Raw genomic sequence first — 18,946 nt, forward strand, 5'->3', positions numbered from 1 at the left:
TTCTCCGGAACATTCTCGAAAAAGGCAGGACAACATGCATACGCTGCACCTTGCGGCAGAGCTCACCGACGGTTCGGATCTCAAGAAGTGGATCCTGCTGATCGCCGGAAACGTCTTCATCGTCATTCTCGCGGTCCGTGGAATCGGCTACTACGCCAAGCGCGAATGGGGCGAACTCATAGGTCACCTGATGGCCGCCGTGGTCATCGCGGGAATCGTCTACGCGCCCAATGTGGCCGTCGACCTGTTCAAGGGAATCTGGAGCAAGGTCGCAGGCACCTGATGCGTAAGGGGTACACCTTTACGCGGCACTTCGATCTGGAGACCCGTCAGCACGAACTGATGGGCCTCGACCTCGGCGAGGGAGTGCCGCGGCGCACCCTCGTCCTGGGCGTGCTCCTGCTCGTGGGCTGGTGCGGCGGACTCCTGATGCTCTTCGGAGCGCCCTCCCAGTACACGTTCTCGCTCTACATGCTGCCGCCGCTGGTGACCGCCGTGCTCGGCGCACAGCGCAGCCGGCGGGTCGACCGGCGCCGCAATCTGACGGGCTGGGCGCTCGCCATCCGCTATGTCGCCGTGGGCCACCGGCCGGTCATCAACGGCGGCCGCCGGGCCGCGGGCCGCGACGAGTGGATCCCGGTGCGGGACCGCTGGGGGGAGCGGGTGGACCAACTCCTCGACCTGCCCGGATTCGGCGGGCTGGAACGCTTTCTGACGAGCGGCACGGACCGGGCCGTGTCCGCCGGTTCGCCCGTCCGTCTGGCCGCCCGCGCCCGCCTCCACGGGCCCGAGCGGGTGTGGCGGGCCCGGCGCCGCGCCGGTCTGGACAAGAAGCAGTCGTCGGCTGCTGCGTCAACGAGGAAGGGACGTCGGTGAAGATCGGCAAGAGCATCGGACGGTTTCTGGGCCTCGGCACCGAACGGGCCCTTCCGCCCCCGCGGTACGAGGCCGTGGCGGACGGCCTGATCATCACCGACACGGCCGCCGAGGCGTGGTTCGTCCTCTCCGGCTCGAACACGGACCTCATGGCGGAGGGCGCGCGCGACGCCGAACAGGACGTCATCGCCTCGGTGCTCGCACGCACCCTGGCGGGCTTCGACTGCCATCTGAAGGTGCTGTGGTCCCCGCTCAACGCCGAGGAGTACCTCCAGGAGACCGAGCAGCTGTTCTCCGCCGGGCAGTACCGCTCCTGGGCCCAGCTGCGGGTCGACCGGCTCGACATGCTGGATCTGCCCAGCCGGCACCTGCTGCTGGGTGTGCGCATGGCGGAGCGCAACAACCAGACCAAGGCCAAGAGCCGGGCCGGCTTCCAGGAGGCCCTGGGGCTCGGCACCCGCCAGGTGTCGTACAAGGAACTCGCCCGGTTCGACGCGCTCACCCGGCGGCTGGGGCGTCAGCTGGAGAGCACGCCGTGGCGTGCCCAGCCCGCCACCGTGGAGATGCTGGCCTGGATGATCGCCCGGGAGCAGCACCGCAGCGCCGTGCTGCCGGTGGCCAACTCCGACGGCGCCGTCACCGGCGCCAAGCTCGCGCAGCTCACCCAGGGACGAGTGCTGCCGTACCCGGACCACCTCCGGATCGTGGACCCGCGCGGGCGGGTCACCGCCTGGGTGTCGGTGCTCGCCATGACGGGCTTCCCGGAGGAGATGGAGACGCCCGGCAGCGGCGAGTGGCTGCGCGCGGTCTCGGAGATCACCTACATCCCCGAGCAGGACGACCTGGACGACGGTGGGCAGATCCCCGTCGTGCCGGTGAACCCGGAGGTGTCCGTCCGCTTCGAGGTGATGCACAAGCGGGACGCGCTGAAGGCGATCGACGAGGCCCGCCGGCTGGCGAAGGAGCAGCGGCAGTCCGCCGCCAAGCACTCCGCCGGTGAGGCGGGGCGGGAGATCGAGGAGACCGAGCAGGTCATGGCCGACCTGTCCCGCGACATGAAGCGGGACGACGTGACGCTGATCGAGGACCACCCGCGGATCGTGGTCACCAGCGAGGCCGGCCTCGACGACCTGCGTGCCAAGGTCGATGCCGTCATCAGCCACTACGGCGGCATCGGCATCGAGGTCGTGGTGGGCTCCGACGAGCAGCGCGAACTGTGGCTGGAGACCCAGCCGGGCGACCAGCTGCGCGTCGCGGACCTGGGGCACACCCGGACCGTCGACGCCTTCGCGGGTTCGTGGTTCTGGGGCGGCGCCCAGGTCGGCGACGACACCGGCCCGATCGTCGGCTACCTCACCGGCTCCACGCCCGGTGTCATGCGCAACGACGTGACCGCGGGCAGTGAACGCGGCGACGCGACGACCTCGGCGTTCATCGGCCGGTCCGGGCGCGGCAAGACCACGGGCATGATGCTGAGCCTGCTGGACGCCGGGTTCCGCGAGGCGTTCGTCCTGGCCCTGGACTTCAAGGGCGACCTGGGCGGGCTGGTCAACGCGGCGCAGGCGTACGGCCTCGACGCGCAGCTGGTGCAGACGGGCACCCACTACGCGGGTGTCGCCGACCTCTTCCGGATGCTGGAGGAGGACGAGCGGGCCCAGATCGAGGTCCCGGCGCAGCTCGGTATCGCGCTGCCGTCGCATCTGCGGGTGCGGGGCGCGGAGACGCCGATCCAGAAGGCGGTCAACCAGGTCATCGCGGACGGGCGGCCGGCCACCTGGAAGGTCGTCGAGCGGCTGCGGAACAGCGACGACCCGCTGGCCCGGGAGGCCGGCGAGGCGCTCTACGAGCTGTCCCTGACCGGTGTCGGCGCCCCGTTCATGGGCCGGCCGTCCGGCGAGGCCATGCTCTCGCCGAAGCCCGGACTGTGGGTCGTCCAGATGCCGGGGCTCTCGCTGCCGGACTCCGACAGCGACCGCGAGGACTGGAACGTCACCCAGCGGCTCTCGGTCGCCCTGATGCACTCGATGATCGCCTACGCGGTCACGACGGCGGGCCGGAAGGACCTCCGAGGGATGCGCAAGGTCGTGGCGGTGCCGGAGGTGCACGTCCTCACGGCCACCCGCGAGGGCAGCGCGTTCCTCCAGTACATCGCGCGGGTGGGCCGTGCCCTGTCGACGGCGCTGGTCGTCGACACCCAGGACCCGGAGAGCCTGGCCGGACTGACCGGTCTCGTGGAGCAGCTGACCACGGTCTTCGGCTTCCAGCTCACCACGCCGCAGCAGCAGGACGCGCTGGCCGCCCTGCTCGGTCTGCCGGACGGCGAGCACACGCGCCGGCTCATCCAGGCGATCGGTGTGCAGGCCGACGGGGAGATCCGGCACGGTCACTGCATCACCCGGGACCGCCGCTTCGCCTGCGCCACCACGCAGTTCGACATTCCCAGCATCGAACTGCTGGAACTGCTCAGCACCACCCCGACGATCGGCCGGTTCGCAGCCGAGCCGGACAACCCTCGCGAAGGACTCGCACAGGAGGCGATGGCGTGATGCGTGTACGGACCATGCTGGCGGGCTCGCTCGTCGTGGCAGCGGCGGCCGCGACCCTCACCGGATGCTCCTCCTCCGAGGAGGGGAAGGCGAAGGCCGAGCCGGGGGAGATCGCGCGAACGTTCTACAAGGCGTACGCAGCCCGGGACTGGAAGACGTACTGCGGGCTGATGACGGCGACCGCGCAGCGGAGCGAGATCCAGTCCTACACGGACTCCGACGACACCCTTCCGCGAACCTCTGCCCGTAATTGCGTGAAGGCTCGTGGTTCGATCGGGGGCGGCAAGCGCAAGGCGCCCGATCACGAGTACCGGACCGGCAAGCCGGTGGATGTACCGGAGTCCCCGGAGCACGACGCAGGCGTGGGCATATGGATCTCGAGGCAGCGGTATGACGAGTCCTCCGGGGAAACACGTACCACTGGCCTGGTTCTGCGGCTGGTGAAGCAGAAGGACGAGTCGTACAAGGTCGACCAGCAGGAGCGTCTCTACGACAGGACCTCCACCGATGATGCCTCGGTCACCCGTCTCCTCCAGGGCGGCAATTGATGAGGAAGCGCACGCTGGCCATTCCGGTCGTCGGCGCGCTCGTGACGCTCGTGGTGCTGAGCAACGCCGCCTATGCCGCCGGTCCTCCGGGGGAGATGGATCCGACCGGTCTGGGCGGGCTGATTCCCGAGGCCGTTCCGCCCCCGGGCTCCGGCAAGACCCTCTACGAGGCGTATCCCGACGCCAGCGCATGGAAGCTGGACAACGAGTTCGGCGACTGGGACCTGATCGACAAGTTCCTCGGCGGGATCAACTCGCTGCTGATGGCGGCGATCGTGCTCATCGGCCGGGCCTGTGTGGTCATCACCCAGTGGGCCCTGCTGGGCGCGTCCGTTCCGGAGCTCAACGCGCCGATCACCAAGGCCGTGGGCGGGGCGGCCGGGGCTCTGGTGCCCACGCTGCTGCCCGCGGCACTGGTCGTCGGCGCCCTGGTCGCCTACGGCAACAACAAACGGGCCAACGGCTCCGCCCTGTCGCAGATCGGCTGGCTCTTCGCCTCGGGCGTTCTGGCGATTTCGCTGCTGACCAGCCCGGGCGCCTGGGTGGACGGCATCAACTCGGCCCGCAACATAGGCAATGACGTCACCTTCAGCGTCGCCAGCGCGGGTATAGGCGATCCCGGGAACACCCCCATCAAGATGGACCGCCCGCCGAACTTCGACACCGTGCCCCGGTGCAAGGACGACGACAAGAGCGACTTCTGCACCGCGCTCGTGAAGTGTCAGAAGGAGGTGAAGCACGCCAAGGACAAGGCCGCGCGCGAGGCCACCCAGGCGCGCTGCGACAAGCTCAGCGAGCAGCAGCCCAAACGGGTCGCCATGATGCGCAAGGCCGGGGACGCCGTCTGGCGGACCTATGTGGTCTACCCCTGGTGTCTCGCCGACTTCGGCAGCGTCGAATGGTGCCAGTACGTGGGGGAGGAAACACTCAAGAAGTCCGGCGAAGAGCGGGGGAAATATCTTTCGAAACACATGAATGACGATGACGACACCGATGAGTTCGCCGGCAGCAAGTCCGTCGACTGGCGGCAGGGCCACATCCCCGAGGGGCGTTTCGGCGTCCTGCTGCTGTCGATGATCTCGATCCTCATCTACGCGGTCCTCGTCCTCACCCTCGCCTTCGCCTCCATCGCCTCGCTCCTCGGGGCACTCATGCTGCTCATCGCCGGGGTGATCTTCGCCTGTCTCTGGGTGATCCCCGGCAAGCCCCGGCAGTGGGGCGTCAAGTGGTTCGACGCCCTGCTCGGCATGGTGCTCCAGTCCTTCGTCGTCACCCTGGTCCTCGCCTGCCTCCTGATCATCACCACGGTGTGCACCCAGGCGGCCGGTGACCTCGGCTGGTTCGTCGCCTCCGGGCTCTCGATCACCGCCGGTCTGGTCGCGTTCAAGTTCCGCCGGATGGTCGAGACCATCGTCGGCTCGATGAGCGCCGCCGGGCCGGAGGCGGCGATCGGCGGGCTGCTGGCCGCCAAGGCCGTCGGCGGAGTGGCCCAGCGCGCCCGGACCATCGGCGGCAACGTCAAGCGCAACGTGGGCCGGATGGCCAACGACCGGTGGGACACGCTGGCCCGGGAACGCGGCGGGACGACGGCCGGAGGGGCGTCCGGCGGGTCGTCCGGCCCGGGGAGGGGCGGCGGACTGCCCGGCGGCCCGAACAAACCCCTGCCGCCTCCGGGCAGCGCCCCGCCGCCGCTCGCCGCCGGGAACCAGCGGCAGGCACAGCTCGGGCGGAACCGCGGCCAGGTGGCCGCGGAGCGCCCGGGCGGCCCCGCGAAGGGGGACGGCCGCGGCCGGTCGTACCGGCAGGGCGAGCGGGGAGCCTCCCCGGTGCGTCCGCCGAGCCGCAAGTCGGTGCCGGTCAGCGTCATCCAGCCGAACGCCCGGCTGCACCGGTCCGCGGAGCGGACGAAGAACAAGCCGGGAGCCGCCGGCCCCGGCAGCCCCGCGAAGGCCGCCGGGAAGGCCGGGGACACCGCGCGGAGCACCACGGCCCGGCGCAGGCCGTACGACGCCGCGTTCCGGCCCGTCGTGCCGCACCGGCCGCCGCAGAGCCGGCAGGCGCCCCCGCCGAGCCGGCCGGTCCAGCGACCCCGCCCGGACTCCGGTGGCCGGCGCGGCCCGCGCTCCGGAGGTCCGCAGCGGGACGACGGCTGACCGAGCCGCACGGCCCACCGCCGGCGGCAGCGCGCACCCGCTGCCGCCGGCGCCGTCCCCTCCCACCCCATGCCCGTCATTGACGGTTCGACGATTGAGAAGCCATGTCCGCGGATCGCCGGGAACCCGACCACTCGAAACCGAAACCGTCCACTCCGGAGAGGCCCTCCACTCCGGAGGACTGGCGTGAGCTGCTGAAGGCGCAGTACGACTACCCCGAGGACCTGGTCGAGGCCGACAGCGGCCGCAAGGCGCGCAAGGCCGCCCGCAAGGGGTGGCGCGCCGCCGACCGCGAGGCGCGGCGGCAGTACGTCCGCGAACTCCGCGAGCGGGAGCCCGCGACGCCCGGCGGCATCATCGTCATCGTCGTCGCACTGCTGGTGGTCGGCGGACTCGCCTCGCAGGTCTTCCCCGGAGTCGGCTCCGACGACCGGACGACGGTGAGCACGGGCTCCGGGCCTGCGCCGTCGGTCACCGAGGACAGCGGCCCCGGGGACCCGTCGAACGCGCCCTCTCCGAGCGCCTCGGACTCCCCGGCCGGGGAGGTGGACCGGCAGGACCCCGACCTCGTCGCCGAGGCGTACATCAAGGCGTTCCTCACCCGGGATCCCGTCGAGGACCAGGGGCACGAGGCCTCCGTGCGCCGTGCCGCCCCCTGGATGACGACCGCGCTCAAGGACAACCTGATCGAGCACCCGGACCCCGACTACACGAAGCTGGTCATCCTCGGGGGCGTGGCCACCGTCAAGCATGTGACGGTGGAGAAGGCCGGTACCGACCTGCCGGGCGATATCCCCAAGGCCCGGGTCTACCGGGCGGCCACCAGCCGGATCGCGGTGAAGGCCGAGAAGACCACGATCCAGACCCGCGAACTGCACCTGGAGATGCTCTACCGGGATCACGGCTGGGTCGTCTCCCGCATCCTCGACCTGGTGCGGCCCGGTGAAGGGACGTAACGCGGTCCAGCTCGCCGGCGGTCTCGCGGGGCGTGCGGCGGGGCTGAAGTTCGGTGTCGTGGGCGCCGTGATCTTTCTGGCGATGCTGCTGATGCTCGGAAGCTTCGCCGGACCGGGGGACGCCGAGGCGTCCGACGGCGACTGCGCCGGGCAGACCGACGACGTAGAGGTGCCGACCGGCCCCGCCGGCTCGAAGGAGCAGGTGGAGAACGCGAAGATCATCGACAAGGTCGCCGCACGGCGCAAACTCCCGGGCAGGGCGACGCTCATCGCGCTGATGACGACGCTCCAGGAGTCCGGGATGCGGAACATCAACTATGGCGACCGTGACTCGGTGGGCCTCTTCCAGCAGCGCCCGTCGGCGAACTGGGGCAAGCGGGAGGACCTCGTCAAGCCCGAGTACGCGGCGAACGCCTTCTACGGCGGGCGTGGCCAGGGACGCCCGCGCGGCCTGGTGGACATCAAGAACTGGCAGCGTCTGCCGCTCGGTGTCGCGGCCCAGAAGGTCCAGGTCTCGGCCTACCCCGATCTCTACGCGCCGCACGAGAAGGAGGCCCGCCGCATCGCGGAGAAGGCGGGCATCGATCTGGCGCGGGCCGGCAGCACCGGTGGCGGGGACGCCGGCGGCGGGGACGCCGCCGAGGACGAGGGCACCTCCTCCGGCTGCGAGGACGGCGGCGGCGAGAAGCCCGGAAAGCCGGGGGAGCCGTTCCACGACGGCGACGCGTCCTGGCCCGACAAGGTGCGCAACCGGCGGTCCACCAAGGACGCCATCGCCTGGGCCAAGAAGGAGGTCGGCGGTCACGCCGAGTGGCAGCGGCTGTGCCTGGCCTTCACCGCCCGCGCCTACGGATGGAACTTCTCGGGCACCGGGTACGCGGTGGACCTGTACCGCAAGGAAATGCCCAAGGACATGCGGCACGACCGCGACCGCAAACCGCCGCCCGGGGCGCTGATGTTCTGGGACACCGGAAGCCGGGCCGGCCACGTCGCGATCTATATTGGTGACGGCAGGATCGCCAGCAACGACATCAAACGACCGGGACACATCGACATCGTCGATGCCACGGACATCGAGTCGGTGTGGGGGGCCACGTATCTCGGTTGGTCGCCGCCCTACTATCCGCACGCCGGGTGAGGCCGGGTGGGTGCGATCCGGCCCGGGCCGGCAAGGAGTTGAGAATCGGATGCCTGCTGCTGTCGACCTCTCGACGGTTCCCCCGTCCCCCGTGCTCACCATCGTGCTGATGACCGACGGGTCCGTCACCGTGGACGGCGAACCGGTGCCGCCGGGCGGCGATCCGCGCGCTGCCGGGCTGCGCGAGGCGACGGTGAAGGCCGCGTTCCTGGGGCGTCCGGTCCGGGTCAACGCCAAGGAACCGGACGGCTCGCTCTGGCCGTTGGTCGTCGGTCCCGACGGCGCGGTGGCAGCGGTGGAGGGCCCGCACCCGGTGCCCCGCCCTGCCCAGGAGTGGACCGCTGCCCCGTCACCGGAGTACGCGCGGTACTGGGACCGGATCCGCGCGGCCGAGAGCCGCGGCGACCTGCCCGGTGCCGTCGGGGAGGCCGCCGAACTGGTGGCGGAACTCGGCCGGCGGTACGGCCCCGAGCACCCGCAGACCGTCAACGCCCTGCACACGCAGGCCTACCTGGCGCTCGTCGCGCGGGACCACCCGCAGGCGAGCTGGCTGCACGTCCAGGTCGCCGTCCGCCGCGTCGCCGCGGCAGCGCCGCACGACGCGACGATTCAGGTGGCCCGGAACGCGTATGCGGCGTGGAAGGAAGTGGCCGACCCCGCGACCGCGGTGCACATCGGGCGCGAGGTGCTGGCCATGTGGAAGGCGGTCGCGCGCACCGAGAAGGACCAGCGCATGGTCCGGCGCACCGAACAGCGCCTGGCGGACCTCACCGGGCGGCCGCCGGTGGGGTAGCGGTGGGTGAGGCTCCGCGAGGAAGCCTCACCCGTGCGAAGCGCCTCAGAGGCGCGGGCCCTTGGGCGCCTGTCCCAGGCTCTGCTGGGGCAGTTCCACCGGTGACGGGGACGGCGCGGGCTCCGGGGCGCCCGGCTTGAGTCGGTCGAGGGGACTGGGCCCGTCGTCCCTCAGGAGCTCGGACAGATCCTCGCTGACCTCGGGGCTGAGCTCCGGGCCGGGCTCCTGGCGGGTGGGGTCGGCCTTGGCCGCGTTCTCCGTCTTGAGCTCCGCCTCCATCGTGCGGACTTCTTCGACGATGTGCGGGCGGACCCCGGGATCGAGGGTCGCGCGGACCTTGCGCTCGGCGAGCTGCTCCACACCCGGCGGAATGTCGATGTCCTGGTAGTACTCGTTCTGCAGGATGTCGGAGGCGGCCTCGTACTCCTTGGCAAGGTCCCGGTTGCCATCACTGATCTCCTCGAAGTGACCCGAACGGGCCAGTTCGTAGAGCTCGTGCGTTTCCGACTTGATGCGGAAGCTGTCGGGGGTGTGGAACTGGAGCTCGAACTTCTCCTGGGTCTCCGCGTTCTGCCACGAGGTGTTGATGCCCTTGTAGACCGGGTCTTCCCAGAGGTTCTGCTCCTTGCCCGGGATGGGTTCGTAGCCCTGTTCCCGGAGTTGCTCGTAGGTCTGCTTCGTTCCCTCCGTGTACGTCTCGGGCGGGAAGCTCAGCGTGTAGCGGTTGAGGTCCTCGACCTTCCGGGCGGTCGATTCGACACTCTTGCGATTCCGGACCCCGGCAGCTGCCTTCCGCTGGAAGGAACCGAGCGTCTTGAGTGAGTGCTCAAGACCCTCCAGTCGGCTGCCGTGGGACTCGGCCGCACTCTGTTGGATGTTCTTCATCAGGCCGTCGAGACGGTTGCGAGCCGACCGTGCTTGCTCCCAACGGTCGACGACGACCTGATTCTGTTCTGGGGTGAGCGTGAGATGCGATTCCGCGCCCTCGCCCCGCCAGCCCCCCGCTGAATGGTCGCTCACAGCTCAGTGGTCCTCGCGACTCCGCTCATCTCCTGGACCAGCCGTTCGGCTTCGGAGGGGGTGATCTCCACCAGATGCGGGAGGTCGGAGGCACGTGAGTGGAAGTACTCGAAGACCACTGTTGTCGGCCCCCAGGTATCGTCGATCTGGAACGATTCGTCGTAGCGGCGCTCCGGGCTCTCACGTCGGCGTACGACCGTGGTGGGCTTTTCCCCGTCCCGCCAGTCGGCCTCATCCGCGTAGTGGGCCCAGTAGATGACCCAGCCCTGCCGGTCGGCCTCCAACTCCTGGGCGCGCTCGGGGCTCACCGGATGGAGCTTTTCGGGCAGGGGCGGGTACTTGACGTTGGTGTCCCTGATGTTGTGCCACTGCCAGTCGAGCAGCGAGAGGTACTCCCACTCGTCTCCCCGGCTGCGCCACAGGTCGGCGGGCCGCTCCCGCTCATAGCCCACCGTCATGGTCACGAAGTACTCGTACGGAACGGTCATGTCTCGCTGCTCCTCCTGCTCATGGCGTTCGTCCTGCTGCCGCTGCGTTGATTCTCGTGCCAGAGCGGTACGGGTCGGTGAGTCTCTCCCTGGAGGGCGCTGAGTCAGTGGCCCACGGACCCCGGCATTCTGCTCGGTGCCGCGGGCGGCCCACAGCAGCGGGAAGCCGGGTCCGGGCCGGAGTTCTGCCGGGCTCTGCTTCCCGTGCCGTCCGTGGCTCGCCGCGCCGTCCGACGGTGGGGTGACGGAAGGTGAGGGAGCTGCACCTATCCGGAATTCTCAGAGTCGGGGCCCCTTGGGTGCCTGTCCCAGGTTCTGCTGGGGCAGTTCCACGGCGGGCAGGGCGGACGGTGCGGGCTCCTGCTGTGCGGACGGCTTCAGGCGGTCGAGGGGACTGGGCCCGTCGTCCCGTAGTAGCTCGGACAGATCCTCGCTGACCTCGGGGCTGATCTCCGCGCCGGGCTCCTGGCGGGCGGATTCGGCCTTGGCGGCGTTCTCCGCCTTGAGTTCCGCCTCCATGGTGCGGACTTCTTCGATGATGTGCGGACGGACACCGGGGTCGAGGGTCGCGCGCACCTTGCGCTCGGCGAGCTGCTCCACGCCCGGCGGGATGTCGATGTCCTGGTAGTACTCGTTCTGCAGGATGTCGGAGGCGGCCTTGTACTCATCGGCCTGTTCCTGGTTCCCCTCGGTGATCTCCTCGAAGACCCCGGACCGGGCCAGTTCGTAGAGCTCATGGGTTTCCGACTTGATGCGGAAACTGTCGGGGGTGTGGAACTGGAGCTCGAACTTCTCCTGGGTCTCCGCGTTCTGCCAGGAGGTGTTGACCCCCTTGTAGACCGGGTCTTCCCAGAGGTTCTGCTCTTTCCCCGGGATGGGCTCGTAGCCGTGTTCCCGGAGCTGTTCGTAGGCGCGCTTCGTGCCCTCGGTGTACGTTTCGGGCGGAAAGCTCATCGTGTACCGGTTGAGGTCCTCGACCTTCCGGCCCGTCGCTTCGACGCTGACACCCCGGTCGGCAGCGGTGGCTGCCTTGCGGCGGAACGAATCCAGACCCTTCAATGAATGCTCGAGACCTTCCAGCCGGCTGCCATGTGTCTCGGCGGTGCCCTGCTGGATGGTCTTCATCATGGAGTCGAGCCGTCCGCGTGCCGCCTGTGCCCGCTGCCAGCGCGCGATGGCGGTCCTGTTCTCTTCCGGAGTGAGCTGGAGGTGTGCCTCCGGCCCTTCGCCCTGCCAGCCCCCCGTTGGTGTCTCGGTCACAGGTCGGTGGCTCCCGAGATGCCGCGGAGCTCCTGGAGAATGCGCTCCGCCTCATTGGCGCTGATCTCCACGAGATGCGGAGGGTTGGACGCGCGGGAATGCGTGAACTCGTAGACGGCGGTGGTCGGACCCCACGTGTTGGCCCGCCGGAACACCTCGTCGTAGCGGTTCTCCGGGCTGTGACGCCGGCGTACCACCGTGGTGGGCTTCTCCCCGTCGCGCCAGTCGGCCTCATCCGCGTAGTGGGCCCAGTGGATGACCCAGCTCTTACGGTCGGCTTCCATCTCCCGGGCCCGCTCGGCGCTCACCGCACGGAGCTTTTCCGGCATGGGCGGGTACTTGGCGTTGGTGTCCTTGACGTTGCGCCACTGCCAGTCGATGAGGGAGAGGAATTCCCATTCCTCTCCCTGCTTGCGCCAGAGGTTGGCGGGCCGTTCCTGCTGGTAGCCCACCGTCATGGTCACGAAGTACTCGTACGGAACGGTCATGTCTCGCTGCTCCTCCTGCTCGCGGCGTTCGTCCTGCCCGCGGCGTCGATTCTCGTGCCGAGCGCGGCCGGGTCGGTGAGTCTGCCCGGCCGGTCCGGGGTGTGGTCGCTCTCGCAGCTCTTGAACATGTAGTGCTGCCGGATCCGTTCGAGCGTCGGCCACAGCCACATCTGGTGCCAGTACGCCAGGTCGGGCCCGGTGCCCCCCGACTGCGCGTCCGCCTGTGCCGCCGCGCACCAGGCGGACCGCAGTGCGGCCAGTTCCTCGGCGACGCCGCCGTGGAGCGGCCAGCACGGCCAGATCCGCAGGTTGAGCTGCGGCGCGTAGTGGGCGCTGAGCCAGTCGACCCAGGCCGCGAGGTCCCGCCAGTCCTGCTCGGCCGCGCGGGCGGACCACGGGAGCGCGGCGGCGGGGTCCGGGCCGGAGCCCTGCCGGACACCGCCGGCCGCAGAGGATCCGCCCGCCACAGGGCCTCCACCGGCTGCGGAACCCCCGCCCGTCTCCAGGGCGTCGAGCCGACGCAGCACCCCGGCGAGGATCTGTTCCAGTTCGCCCTGGTCGCTCTTCACCCGGAGGGCGAACTTCCGGACCAGCTGCTCCAGTTGCTCCCGGTGGGCCCGCTGGGCCGCGGCGTCCCGCTCCAGCCGGTCGACACGGGAGGACGGGTGCTCCGCATCCACGCGGGACGGGCCCGCCACGGGTGAGGGGAAGTCCGTCATCTCACACCTTCTCGACGGGACCGGCCGGGCCGATCCGGCGGGCCCGGGTGGCCTGTTCGGCGGCCCGCAGCTGCTGACCGTCCCGGCGGCGGTCCCAGGGTTCGAGTTCCGCGATGACCCCGGGCGCGCCGCGGAAAAGCAGCAGGGCCTGGCCGTTGGGCAACTGGCGGATCTCCTCGGGGCGGAGGATACGGCGCTCCCGTTCGGATTCCGAGGTGCTGTAGGAGAAGAGCCGGTTGGACTCGCGCGAGGTCGAGATCTCGGTGATGTCGGTCTCGCCGACCAGTTCGGAGAAGCGGCGCAGCGCCTCGACGTCCTTGAGCCCGCCCATCACCAGCGTCGCGGCCGCGTTGTCCAGCAGGGTGTCCGCCTCCTGCTGTCCCCACCGGAGCACCGCCTGGGCGAGCGACTGGAGCGCGTAGACGAGGTGGATGCCGTAGCCGCGGGCGTCGGAGGCGAGTGAGGGGAGCTTGGGCAGCGGCGCGACGTTGGCGACCTCGTCCAGGACCAGCCGGAGGAAGGGGTCGAGCCGGCCGGACGGCAGCCGGGGCGCCCGCCGCTTCGCCGCGTCGACGACCTCGCCGAGCAGCATGGTGGTCAGCGGCGAGACGTTGGTGGAGGCGTTGGAGTCGCTGATCAGGACGAGGGTGTCGCAGGAGGCCACGAAGTCGTCCGGCCGGAAGGCCGGGACGCCCTCCTGCGGGGTGACGCAGCGGAGCACCTTGCGCAGCGCGAGGGGTTCGATCTGCGCGGCCAGCGTCTGCCGGGTGGAGGCGACCGTCTCGTCGGCGCCCGTGGAGACGGAGCGCAGCAGGACGTCCCAGCCGGGCTCCGCGTCCGGGTGGTCGGTCAGGACGGCGCGCGGCTCGTTCGCGTTCTCCAGGTTGGTGGCCCACCGCAGCACGTGCTCGATGGTCCGGCCCTCGAGGGCGGCGGCGTGCAGCAGCCGGGTCAGCGCGGACGACGCGGTCTGCCGGAAGAAGCCGGCGTTGGTGGACGAGCCGTCGTCCGCACCCATGCCGACGGAGAACGACAGGGCGCGGGAGGTGGCGGTCTCGCCGTCCTCGCAGCCGGCGACCGGGTCCCACACCATGCGTTCCGGCCAGCCGACGGTGTCGAGCGGGTCGAAGACCCAGACCTTCCCGTGCCGGGACCGGGGTTCCGCGATGACGTCGAGGACATCGGCGCGGGTCGAGGTGACGACCAGGGGGCCGGGTGTGTCCAGGCAGGCGGGGATGACGACGGTGCGCGACTTGCCCGCGCCGGAGGGCGCGATGACGGCGACCGAGTCCTCGGGCGTGGCGATCAGCGCCTGGCCCGTGCCGAGCTGACGGCCCAGCTGCCAGCCGACCTCGCGCAGTTCGGCGCGGGCCGCGGCGCGCGCGTCGTACCGCCCGTCGGACCGGGCGAAGGTCGTCGCCCGGGTCTGCGCTGCGGCGGCCCGCGCCCGCCGCTCGCCCAGGGCGTTCCGGGCCTCCGCGGCCGAGGCGAGTCCCTCACCGGCCCGGGCGCCGGAACGGGTCCTGCGGCTCCGCACGGCCAGGGACAGCAGCAGCGCGGGCCCCAGCAGGAGGACGGCCCAGACGGTGACGGTCACCGGGGTGGAGGCGGGGCGGACGCCGGACCCCAGCCCGGCCAGGGGCTCGTGGATCACCAGGGCGGTGAGCGTGGCCGCCACATCCGGCAGTTCCAGACCGTCCGCCGTGGCCCACACGGCCAGGTGCCAGGTCACGAACGCGGCCACGATGACGGCCACGGCCTTGGCTATCGCCAACTCGCCCTTGGGGCCGCCCCGCTCCTGCGTACGGCCCAGTTCACGTGTGCGTCCCACGTTTTCCCCCTCGCCCCGTTCCGGTCAAGATACTTGATCTTGCTGGTCCGGCGCGGTGGGCATTCCGGCGGTGCCCGGCGCCGCCGGTCCGCCATGGGGCGGCCGTTCCGCGGCGGCGGACGGCCCGTCCGGCGGCGCCCGGCCCGTGACGGTCACCACGCGTGCCCGCGCCCGTCCCGTGACGGTCACCACGCGTGCCCGCGCCCGGCAGGAACGAGTCCGCCTCCGCGTGCCGGGGTGCGCCGGCCTGGAACGCCCTGACCAGCAGCATCGTGCCAGTATTCGCTGGCGCGTACGGTTCCATGCGGTCCCGGGCCGTCCACCGGCCGCTCCGCGGCTCCGAAAAACGAGTTACTGACGGGTACCCAAAGCCCTCCCCCCGGAATACGCTCACCCGCATGACGGACTCGCAGGGCAGCACGCAGGACACCGCACCCACCCCTCCCGGCAACCCGGTCTTCGCCACTCCGGCGGGCACCCGGACCGCGGCCGACGTGGTCACCCCGGACCTGGTCGCCCGCCTCACCCGCGGTGTCACCGGCTCCGGCCGGACGGCCAACCACACCCCGTTCACCGGGGAGAAGCTGGCCGATCTGCCCGAGTCCACGCCCGAGGAGGTCGCCGAGGCGTACGAGGCGGCCCGCGCCGCCCAGCAGGCGTGGGCGGCGACGCCGGTGCGGCAGCGCGCCGCGGTCCTGCTCCGCTTCCACGACCTGGTGCTCCGGCGCCAGGCCGAGGTCCTGGACCTGATCCAGCTGGAGACCGGCAAGGCCCGGCTGCACGCCCACGAGGAGGTGCAGGCAGTCGCCCTCGCCGCCCGCCACTACGGCCGCAGGGCCCCCGCCTACCTGCGTCCCAAGGGGCACACCGGCGTGGTGCCCACCCTCACCAAGGTCACCGAACTCCGCCAGCCGCGCGGTGTCGTCGGCCAGATCGCCCCCTGGAACTACCCGCTGGAGCTGTCCGTCGGTGACGCGCTCCCCGCCTTCGTCGCGGGCAACGCCGTCGTCATGAAGCCCGACACCGAGACCGCGCTCACCGCCCTCTGGGCCCGGGAGCTGCTGATCGAGGCGGGCCTGCCGGCCGGCGTCTGGCAGGTCGTCCTCGGGGAGGGCCCGGTGGTCGGCCCCGCCGTCGTCCGGCACGCCGACTACGTCTCCTTCACCGGCTCCACCCGCACCGGGCGCGAGGTCGCCCAGGCCGCGGCGGCCCGGCTCGTCGGCTGCTCCCTCGAACTCGGCGGCAAGAACGCCATGCTGGTGCTGCACGACGCCGACCTCGACAAGGCCGCCGCCGGCGCGGTGCGCGGCTGCTTCTCCTCCGCGGGTCAGCTGTGCATCTCCATCGAGCGGCTGTACGTCCACGAGTCGGTCGCCGACGCCTTCCTGGAGCGGTTCGCCGCCCGGACGAAGGCGATGCGGCTCGGCACGGCCCTCGCCTACGGCGCCGACATGGGCTCGATGGTCTCCGAACGCCAGCTGGAGAACGTCGTCCGGCACGTCGAGGAGGCCGTGGCCAAGGGCGCCACCGTCGTCGCCGGCGGCCGGCCGCGCCCCGACGTCGGCCCGCTCTTCCACGAGCCGACCATCCTCGACGGGGTGGAGGCGCCCATGGCGGTCTGCGCCGAGGAGACGTTCGGCCCGGTCGTGTCGGTCTACCGGTTCAGCGACGAGGACGACGCCGTCGAGCGCGCCAACGCCACGCCGTACGGCCTCAACGCCAGCGTCTGGACCCGGGACGGCCGGCGCGGGCGGGCCATTGCCGCGCGGCTGCGCACCGGCACGGTCAACGTCAACGAGCTGTACGCCGCCGCCTACGGCAGCGTCCAGGCCCCGATGGGCGGCATGGGCGACTCCGGCCTCGGACGCCGGCACGGCTCCGAGGGCATTCTCAAGTACACCGAGGCCCAGACCGTCGCCCAGCAGCGGCTCATTCCGCTGGGGCCGTCCTTCGGCCTGGACGACGCCCAGTACGCGGCGTTCATGAGCCGGAGCCTGCGCGTGATGAAGGCTCTCCGTCTCCGCTGAGGGTCCTTGCACTGTGGCGCGCTTCCCCGGCGGGCACAGTGCAAGGCCCTCCGAGGGGCCCGCGCCGACCTGCACGTTCCAACGGAGGTACCAGTGTCACAGGAGAACTCCGCCCACGACTACGACGTGATCGTCGTGGGCTCCGGCTTCGGCGGGTCGGTCACGGCCCTCCGGCTCACCGAGAAGGGATACCGCGTCGGCGTCCTGGAGGCCGGCCGCCGCTACACCCGCGAGGCACTTCCCAAGAACTCCTGGGACCTCCGGAACTTCCTCTGGGCCCCGGCGCTGGGCCTCTACGGCATCCAGCGGATCCACCTGCTCAACAATGTCATGATCCTGGCAGGCGCCGGGGTCGGCGGCGGGTCGCTGAACTACGCCAACACCCTCTACGTCCCGCCGAAGCCCTTCTTCGACGACCCGCAGTGGGGCCACATCACCGACTGGCAGGAGGAGTTGAAGCCGTACTACGACCAGGCGCAGCGCATGCTGGGCGTGCGGCTCAACCCCACGGTCACCCCCTCCGACGTCCATCTGCAGGCCGCCGCCCACCGGATGGGCGTGGGGGACACCTTCCACATGGCGCCCGTCGGGGTCTTCTTCGGGGACGGGAAGGACGCCGTCAGCGGCGAGGAGCCCGGCACCGCGACGGGGAAGCCCGGCGCCGAGGTCCCGGACCCGTACTTCGGCGGCGCCGGGCCGTCCCGCCGGGCCTGTACCGAGTGCGGCGAGTGCATGACCGGCTGCCGGCACGGGGCGAAGAACACCCTCAACGAGAACTACCTGTACCTCGCGGAGAAGGCCGGGGCGGTCGTCCACCCGATGACCACCGTGCTCGCGGTCCGTGAGGACGGCGACGGCGGCTACCTGGTGTCCACCGTGCCCACCGACCGCAAGCGGAAGCGCGGCACCCGGGTCCGCACCCTGCGGGCCGGCCAGGTCGTGATCGCCGCCGGCACCTACGGCACCCAGACCCTGCTGCACACCATGCAGGACAAGGGCCTGCTGCCGCGGATCTCGAAGCGGCTCGGCCATCTCACGCGGACCAACTCCGAGGCCGTGGTCGGCGCGATGACCGACGACCGCCGGTACCGCCGGAAGACCGGCGAGCCCAGGACCGACTTCACCCGGGGCGTCGCGATCACCTCGTCGATCCACCCCGACGAGAACACCCACATCGAGCCCGTCCGGTACGGCAAGGGCTCCAACTCGATGGGCGCGCTCACGGTGCTCCAGGTCCCGCACGGGGGCCGGGTGCCGCGCGCCCTGGCGTACGCCGGGAAGTGCGTGCGCCACCCGCTGCTCACCGTGCGCTCGCTGTCCAACCGCCGCTGGTCGGAGCGGACCATCATCGGGCTGGTCATGCAGTCCCTGGACAACTCGCTGACCACGTACCGCAAGGAGAAGGGCCTGGGCAAGGGACTGCTGACGGCCCGGCAGGGCCACGGCGCCCCCAACCCGTCGCACATTCCCGAGGGCGCGGAGGCGGCCCGGCTGCTCGCCGACGAGATCAACGGCTTCGCGGGCAGCAACATCGGCGAGCTCATGGGCACCCCGCTCACCGCCCACTTCCTGGGCGGCTGCCCGATCGGCGAGGACGCGGAGCGCGGGGTCATCGACCCGTACCACCGGCTGTACGGACACCCGGGCATCCATGTGGTGGACGGTGCGGCGGTCTCCGCGAACCTGGGCGTGAACCCGTCGCTCACCATCACCGCCCAGGCCGAGCGCGCGATGTCGCTGTGGCCCAACAAGGGCGAGGAGGACACCCGTCCGGCGCCGGGCGAGGCGTACGTGCGGCTGGCGCCCGTCGAGCCGAAGTCCCCCGTCGTGCCGGAAGCGGCCTTCGGCGCACTGCGGCTGCCGGTGCTGCCGGTGCCCGCGGTACCGCCGAAGAAGGCCGCTCCGGCCGGGGACGCCTGAGCGGGGGCCCGGCCGGGGAACCCTGAGTGGGGCCCGGCCGGGGCCGTGGGCGACAGCGGCGGGGGGGGGGGGGGGGGGCGCCCCCCCCCCCCCCCCGGGGGCCCGCCCCCCCCCCGCCCCCCCGCGCCCCCCCCCCCCCCGGGCCCCCCCCCCCGCCGGCCCCCCCCCCCCCCCGCCCCCCCC

Annotated in this window: 16 protein-coding genes; 10 read left to right on the forward strand and 6 right to left on the reverse strand. The window is 71.3% G+C overall.

Features of this window, described 5'->3' with window-relative positions; all coding sequences use genetic code 11:
- Positions 1–34 precede the first annotated feature (34 nt).
- The 8 genes from ACFYYR_RS11200 to ACFYYR_RS11235 all read left to right on the forward strand — a co-directional run bounded on the left by ACFYYR_RS11200 (position 35) and on the right by ACFYYR_RS11235 (position 9,010).
- Positions 35–283, forward strand: coding sequence for a hypothetical protein (locus ACFYYR_RS11200; RefSeq protein WP_388849929.1), 249 nt, complete (start codon positions 35–37; stop codon positions 281–283).
- Positions 283–876: a hypothetical protein gene (locus ACFYYR_RS11205; protein WP_388849931.1), complete on the forward strand. Its 594-nt coding sequence runs from the start codon at positions 283–285 to the stop codon at positions 874–876. The genes ACFYYR_RS11200 and ACFYYR_RS11205 overlap by 1 nt, the downstream gene beginning before the upstream one ends.
- Positions 873–3,422, forward strand: coding sequence for an ATP-binding protein (locus ACFYYR_RS11210; protein ID WP_388849934.1), 2,550 nt, complete (start codon positions 873–875; stop codon positions 3,420–3,422). Before ACFYYR_RS11205 ends, ACFYYR_RS11210 begins: the two co-directional genes overlap by 4 nt.
- Complete coding sequence (locus ACFYYR_RS11215) at positions 3,419–3,970, forward strand: hypothetical protein (protein WP_388849937.1); 552 nt, start codon at positions 3,419–3,421, stop codon at positions 3,968–3,970. Before ACFYYR_RS11210 ends, ACFYYR_RS11215 begins: the two co-directional genes overlap by 4 nt.
- A complete protein-coding gene (locus ACFYYR_RS11220; RefSeq protein WP_388849940.1) occupies positions 3,970–6,123 on the forward strand; it encodes a hypothetical protein in 2,154 nt (717 codons plus the stop codon). The genes ACFYYR_RS11215 and ACFYYR_RS11220 overlap by 1 nt, the downstream gene beginning before the upstream one ends.
- Before the next feature lie 104 nt (positions 6,124–6,227).
- Complete coding sequence (locus ACFYYR_RS11225) at positions 6,228–7,079, forward strand: hypothetical protein (RefSeq protein WP_388849943.1); 852 nt, start codon at positions 6,228–6,230, stop codon at positions 7,077–7,079.
- Positions 7,066–8,217, forward strand: a complete 1,152-nt coding sequence (locus tag ACFYYR_RS11230; protein ID WP_388849946.1) for a peptidase M23 — start codon at positions 7,066–7,068, stop codon at positions 8,215–8,217. Before ACFYYR_RS11225 ends, ACFYYR_RS11230 begins: the two co-directional genes overlap by 14 nt.
- A 49-nt stretch (positions 8,218–8,266) precedes the next feature.
- On the forward strand, positions 8,267–9,010 hold the full coding sequence (locus ACFYYR_RS11235; RefSeq protein ID WP_388849949.1) for a hypothetical protein: 744 nt from the start codon (positions 8,267–8,269) through the stop codon (positions 9,008–9,010).
- 45 nt (positions 9,011–9,055) lie between these two features.
- Here ACFYYR_RS11235 and ACFYYR_RS11240 read toward each other — a convergent pair whose 3' ends face one another.
- The 6 genes from ACFYYR_RS11240 to ACFYYR_RS11265 all read right to left on the reverse strand — a co-directional run bounded on the left by ACFYYR_RS11240 (position 9,056) and on the right by ACFYYR_RS11265 (position 14,816).
- The gene (locus tag ACFYYR_RS11240; RefSeq protein WP_388849951.1) at positions 9,056–9,895 is read right to left on the reverse strand and encodes a hypothetical protein; all 840 of its coding nucleotides are present in this window, start codon (positions 9,893–9,895) and stop codon (positions 9,056–9,058) included.
- Between the two features lie 131 nt (positions 9,896–10,026).
- On the reverse strand, positions 10,027–10,518 hold the full coding sequence (locus tag ACFYYR_RS11245; RefSeq protein ID WP_388849954.1) for a hypothetical protein: 492 nt from the start codon (positions 10,516–10,518) through the stop codon (positions 10,027–10,029).
- 279 nt (positions 10,519–10,797) lie between these two features.
- The gene (locus ACFYYR_RS11250; RefSeq protein ID WP_388849957.1) at positions 10,798–11,778 is read right to left on the reverse strand and encodes a hypothetical protein; all 981 of its coding nucleotides are present in this window, start codon (positions 11,776–11,778) and stop codon (positions 10,798–10,800) included.
- The gene (locus ACFYYR_RS11255; protein ID WP_388849960.1) at positions 11,775–12,266 is read right to left on the reverse strand and encodes a hypothetical protein; all 492 of its coding nucleotides are present in this window, start codon (positions 12,264–12,266) and stop codon (positions 11,775–11,777) included. Before ACFYYR_RS11255 ends, ACFYYR_RS11250 begins: the two co-directional genes overlap by 4 nt.
- Positions 12,263–12,985 carry a hypothetical protein gene (locus ACFYYR_RS11260; protein ID WP_388849962.1) on the reverse strand — a complete coding sequence of 241 codons (723 nt, stop codon included), beginning with the start codon at positions 12,983–12,985 and terminating at the stop codon, positions 12,263–12,265. Before ACFYYR_RS11260 ends, ACFYYR_RS11255 begins: the two co-directional genes overlap by 4 nt.
- 1 nt (position 12,986) lies before the next feature.
- Entirely contained in the window at positions 12,987–14,816 is a 1,830-nt protein-coding gene (locus ACFYYR_RS11265; RefSeq protein WP_388849965.1) for a type IV secretory system conjugative DNA transfer family protein, read from the reverse strand.
- A gap of 398 nt (positions 14,817–15,214) precedes the next feature.
- On the opposite strand from ACFYYR_RS11265, the gene ACFYYR_RS11270 reads away from it, so the two are divergent.
- Both ACFYYR_RS11270 and ACFYYR_RS11275 read left to right on the forward strand, forming a co-directional pair.
- The gene (locus ACFYYR_RS11270; protein WP_388849968.1) at positions 15,215–16,843 is read left to right on the forward strand and encodes a succinic semialdehyde dehydrogenase; all 1,629 of its coding nucleotides are present in this window, start codon (positions 15,215–15,217) and stop codon (positions 16,841–16,843) included.
- Between the two features lie 93 nt (positions 16,844–16,936).
- Positions 16,937–18,763, forward strand: coding sequence for a GMC oxidoreductase (locus tag ACFYYR_RS11275; protein ID WP_388849971.1), 1,827 nt, complete (start codon positions 16,937–16,939; stop codon positions 18,761–18,763).
- Positions 18,764–18,946 lie beyond the last annotated feature (183 nt).

The organism is Streptomyces sp. NPDC001922 (genome assembly GCF_042891165.1).
Taxonomy (GTDB): domain Bacteria; phylum Actinomycetota; class Actinomycetes; order Streptomycetales; family Streptomycetaceae; genus Streptomyces.

Excerpts from the sequence above, each read along its gene's own strand:
- ACFYYR_RS11235 (WP_388849949.1), top strand. The coding sequence starts at position 8,267 with ATGCCTGCTGCTGTCGACCTCTCGACGGTTCCCCCGTCCCCCGTGCTC.
- ACFYYR_RS11245 (WP_388849954.1), bottom strand. The coding sequence starts at position 10,518 with ATGACCGTTCCGTACGAGTACTTCGTGACCATGACGGTGGGCTATGAG.
- ACFYYR_RS11220 (WP_388849940.1), top strand. The coding sequence starts at position 3,970 with ATGAGGAAGCGCACGCTGGCCATTCCGGTCGTCGGCGCGCTCGTGACG.
- ACFYYR_RS11255 (WP_388849960.1), bottom strand. The coding sequence starts at position 12,266 with ATGACCGTTCCGTACGAGTACTTCGTGACCATGACGGTGGGCTACCAG.
- ACFYYR_RS11260 (WP_388849962.1), bottom strand. The coding sequence starts at position 12,985 with ATGACGGACTTCCCCTCACCCGTGGCGGGCCCGTCCCGCGTGGATGCG.
- ACFYYR_RS11270 (WP_388849968.1), top strand. The coding sequence starts at position 15,215 with ATGACGGACTCGCAGGGCAGCACGCAGGACACCGCACCCACCCCTCCC.
- ACFYYR_RS11200 (WP_388849929.1), top strand. The coding sequence starts at position 35 with ATGCATACGCTGCACCTTGCGGCAGAGCTCACCGACGGTTCGGATCTC.
- ACFYYR_RS11225 (WP_388849943.1), top strand. The coding sequence starts at position 6,228 with ATGTCCGCGGATCGCCGGGAACCCGACCACTCGAAACCGAAACCGTCC.
- ACFYYR_RS11205 (WP_388849931.1), top strand. The coding sequence starts at position 283 with ATGCGTAAGGGGTACACCTTTACGCGGCACTTCGATCTGGAGACCCGT.
- ACFYYR_RS11240 (WP_388849951.1), bottom strand. The coding sequence starts at position 9,895 with ATGAAGAACATCCAACAGAGTGCGGCCGAGTCCCACGGCAGCCGACTG.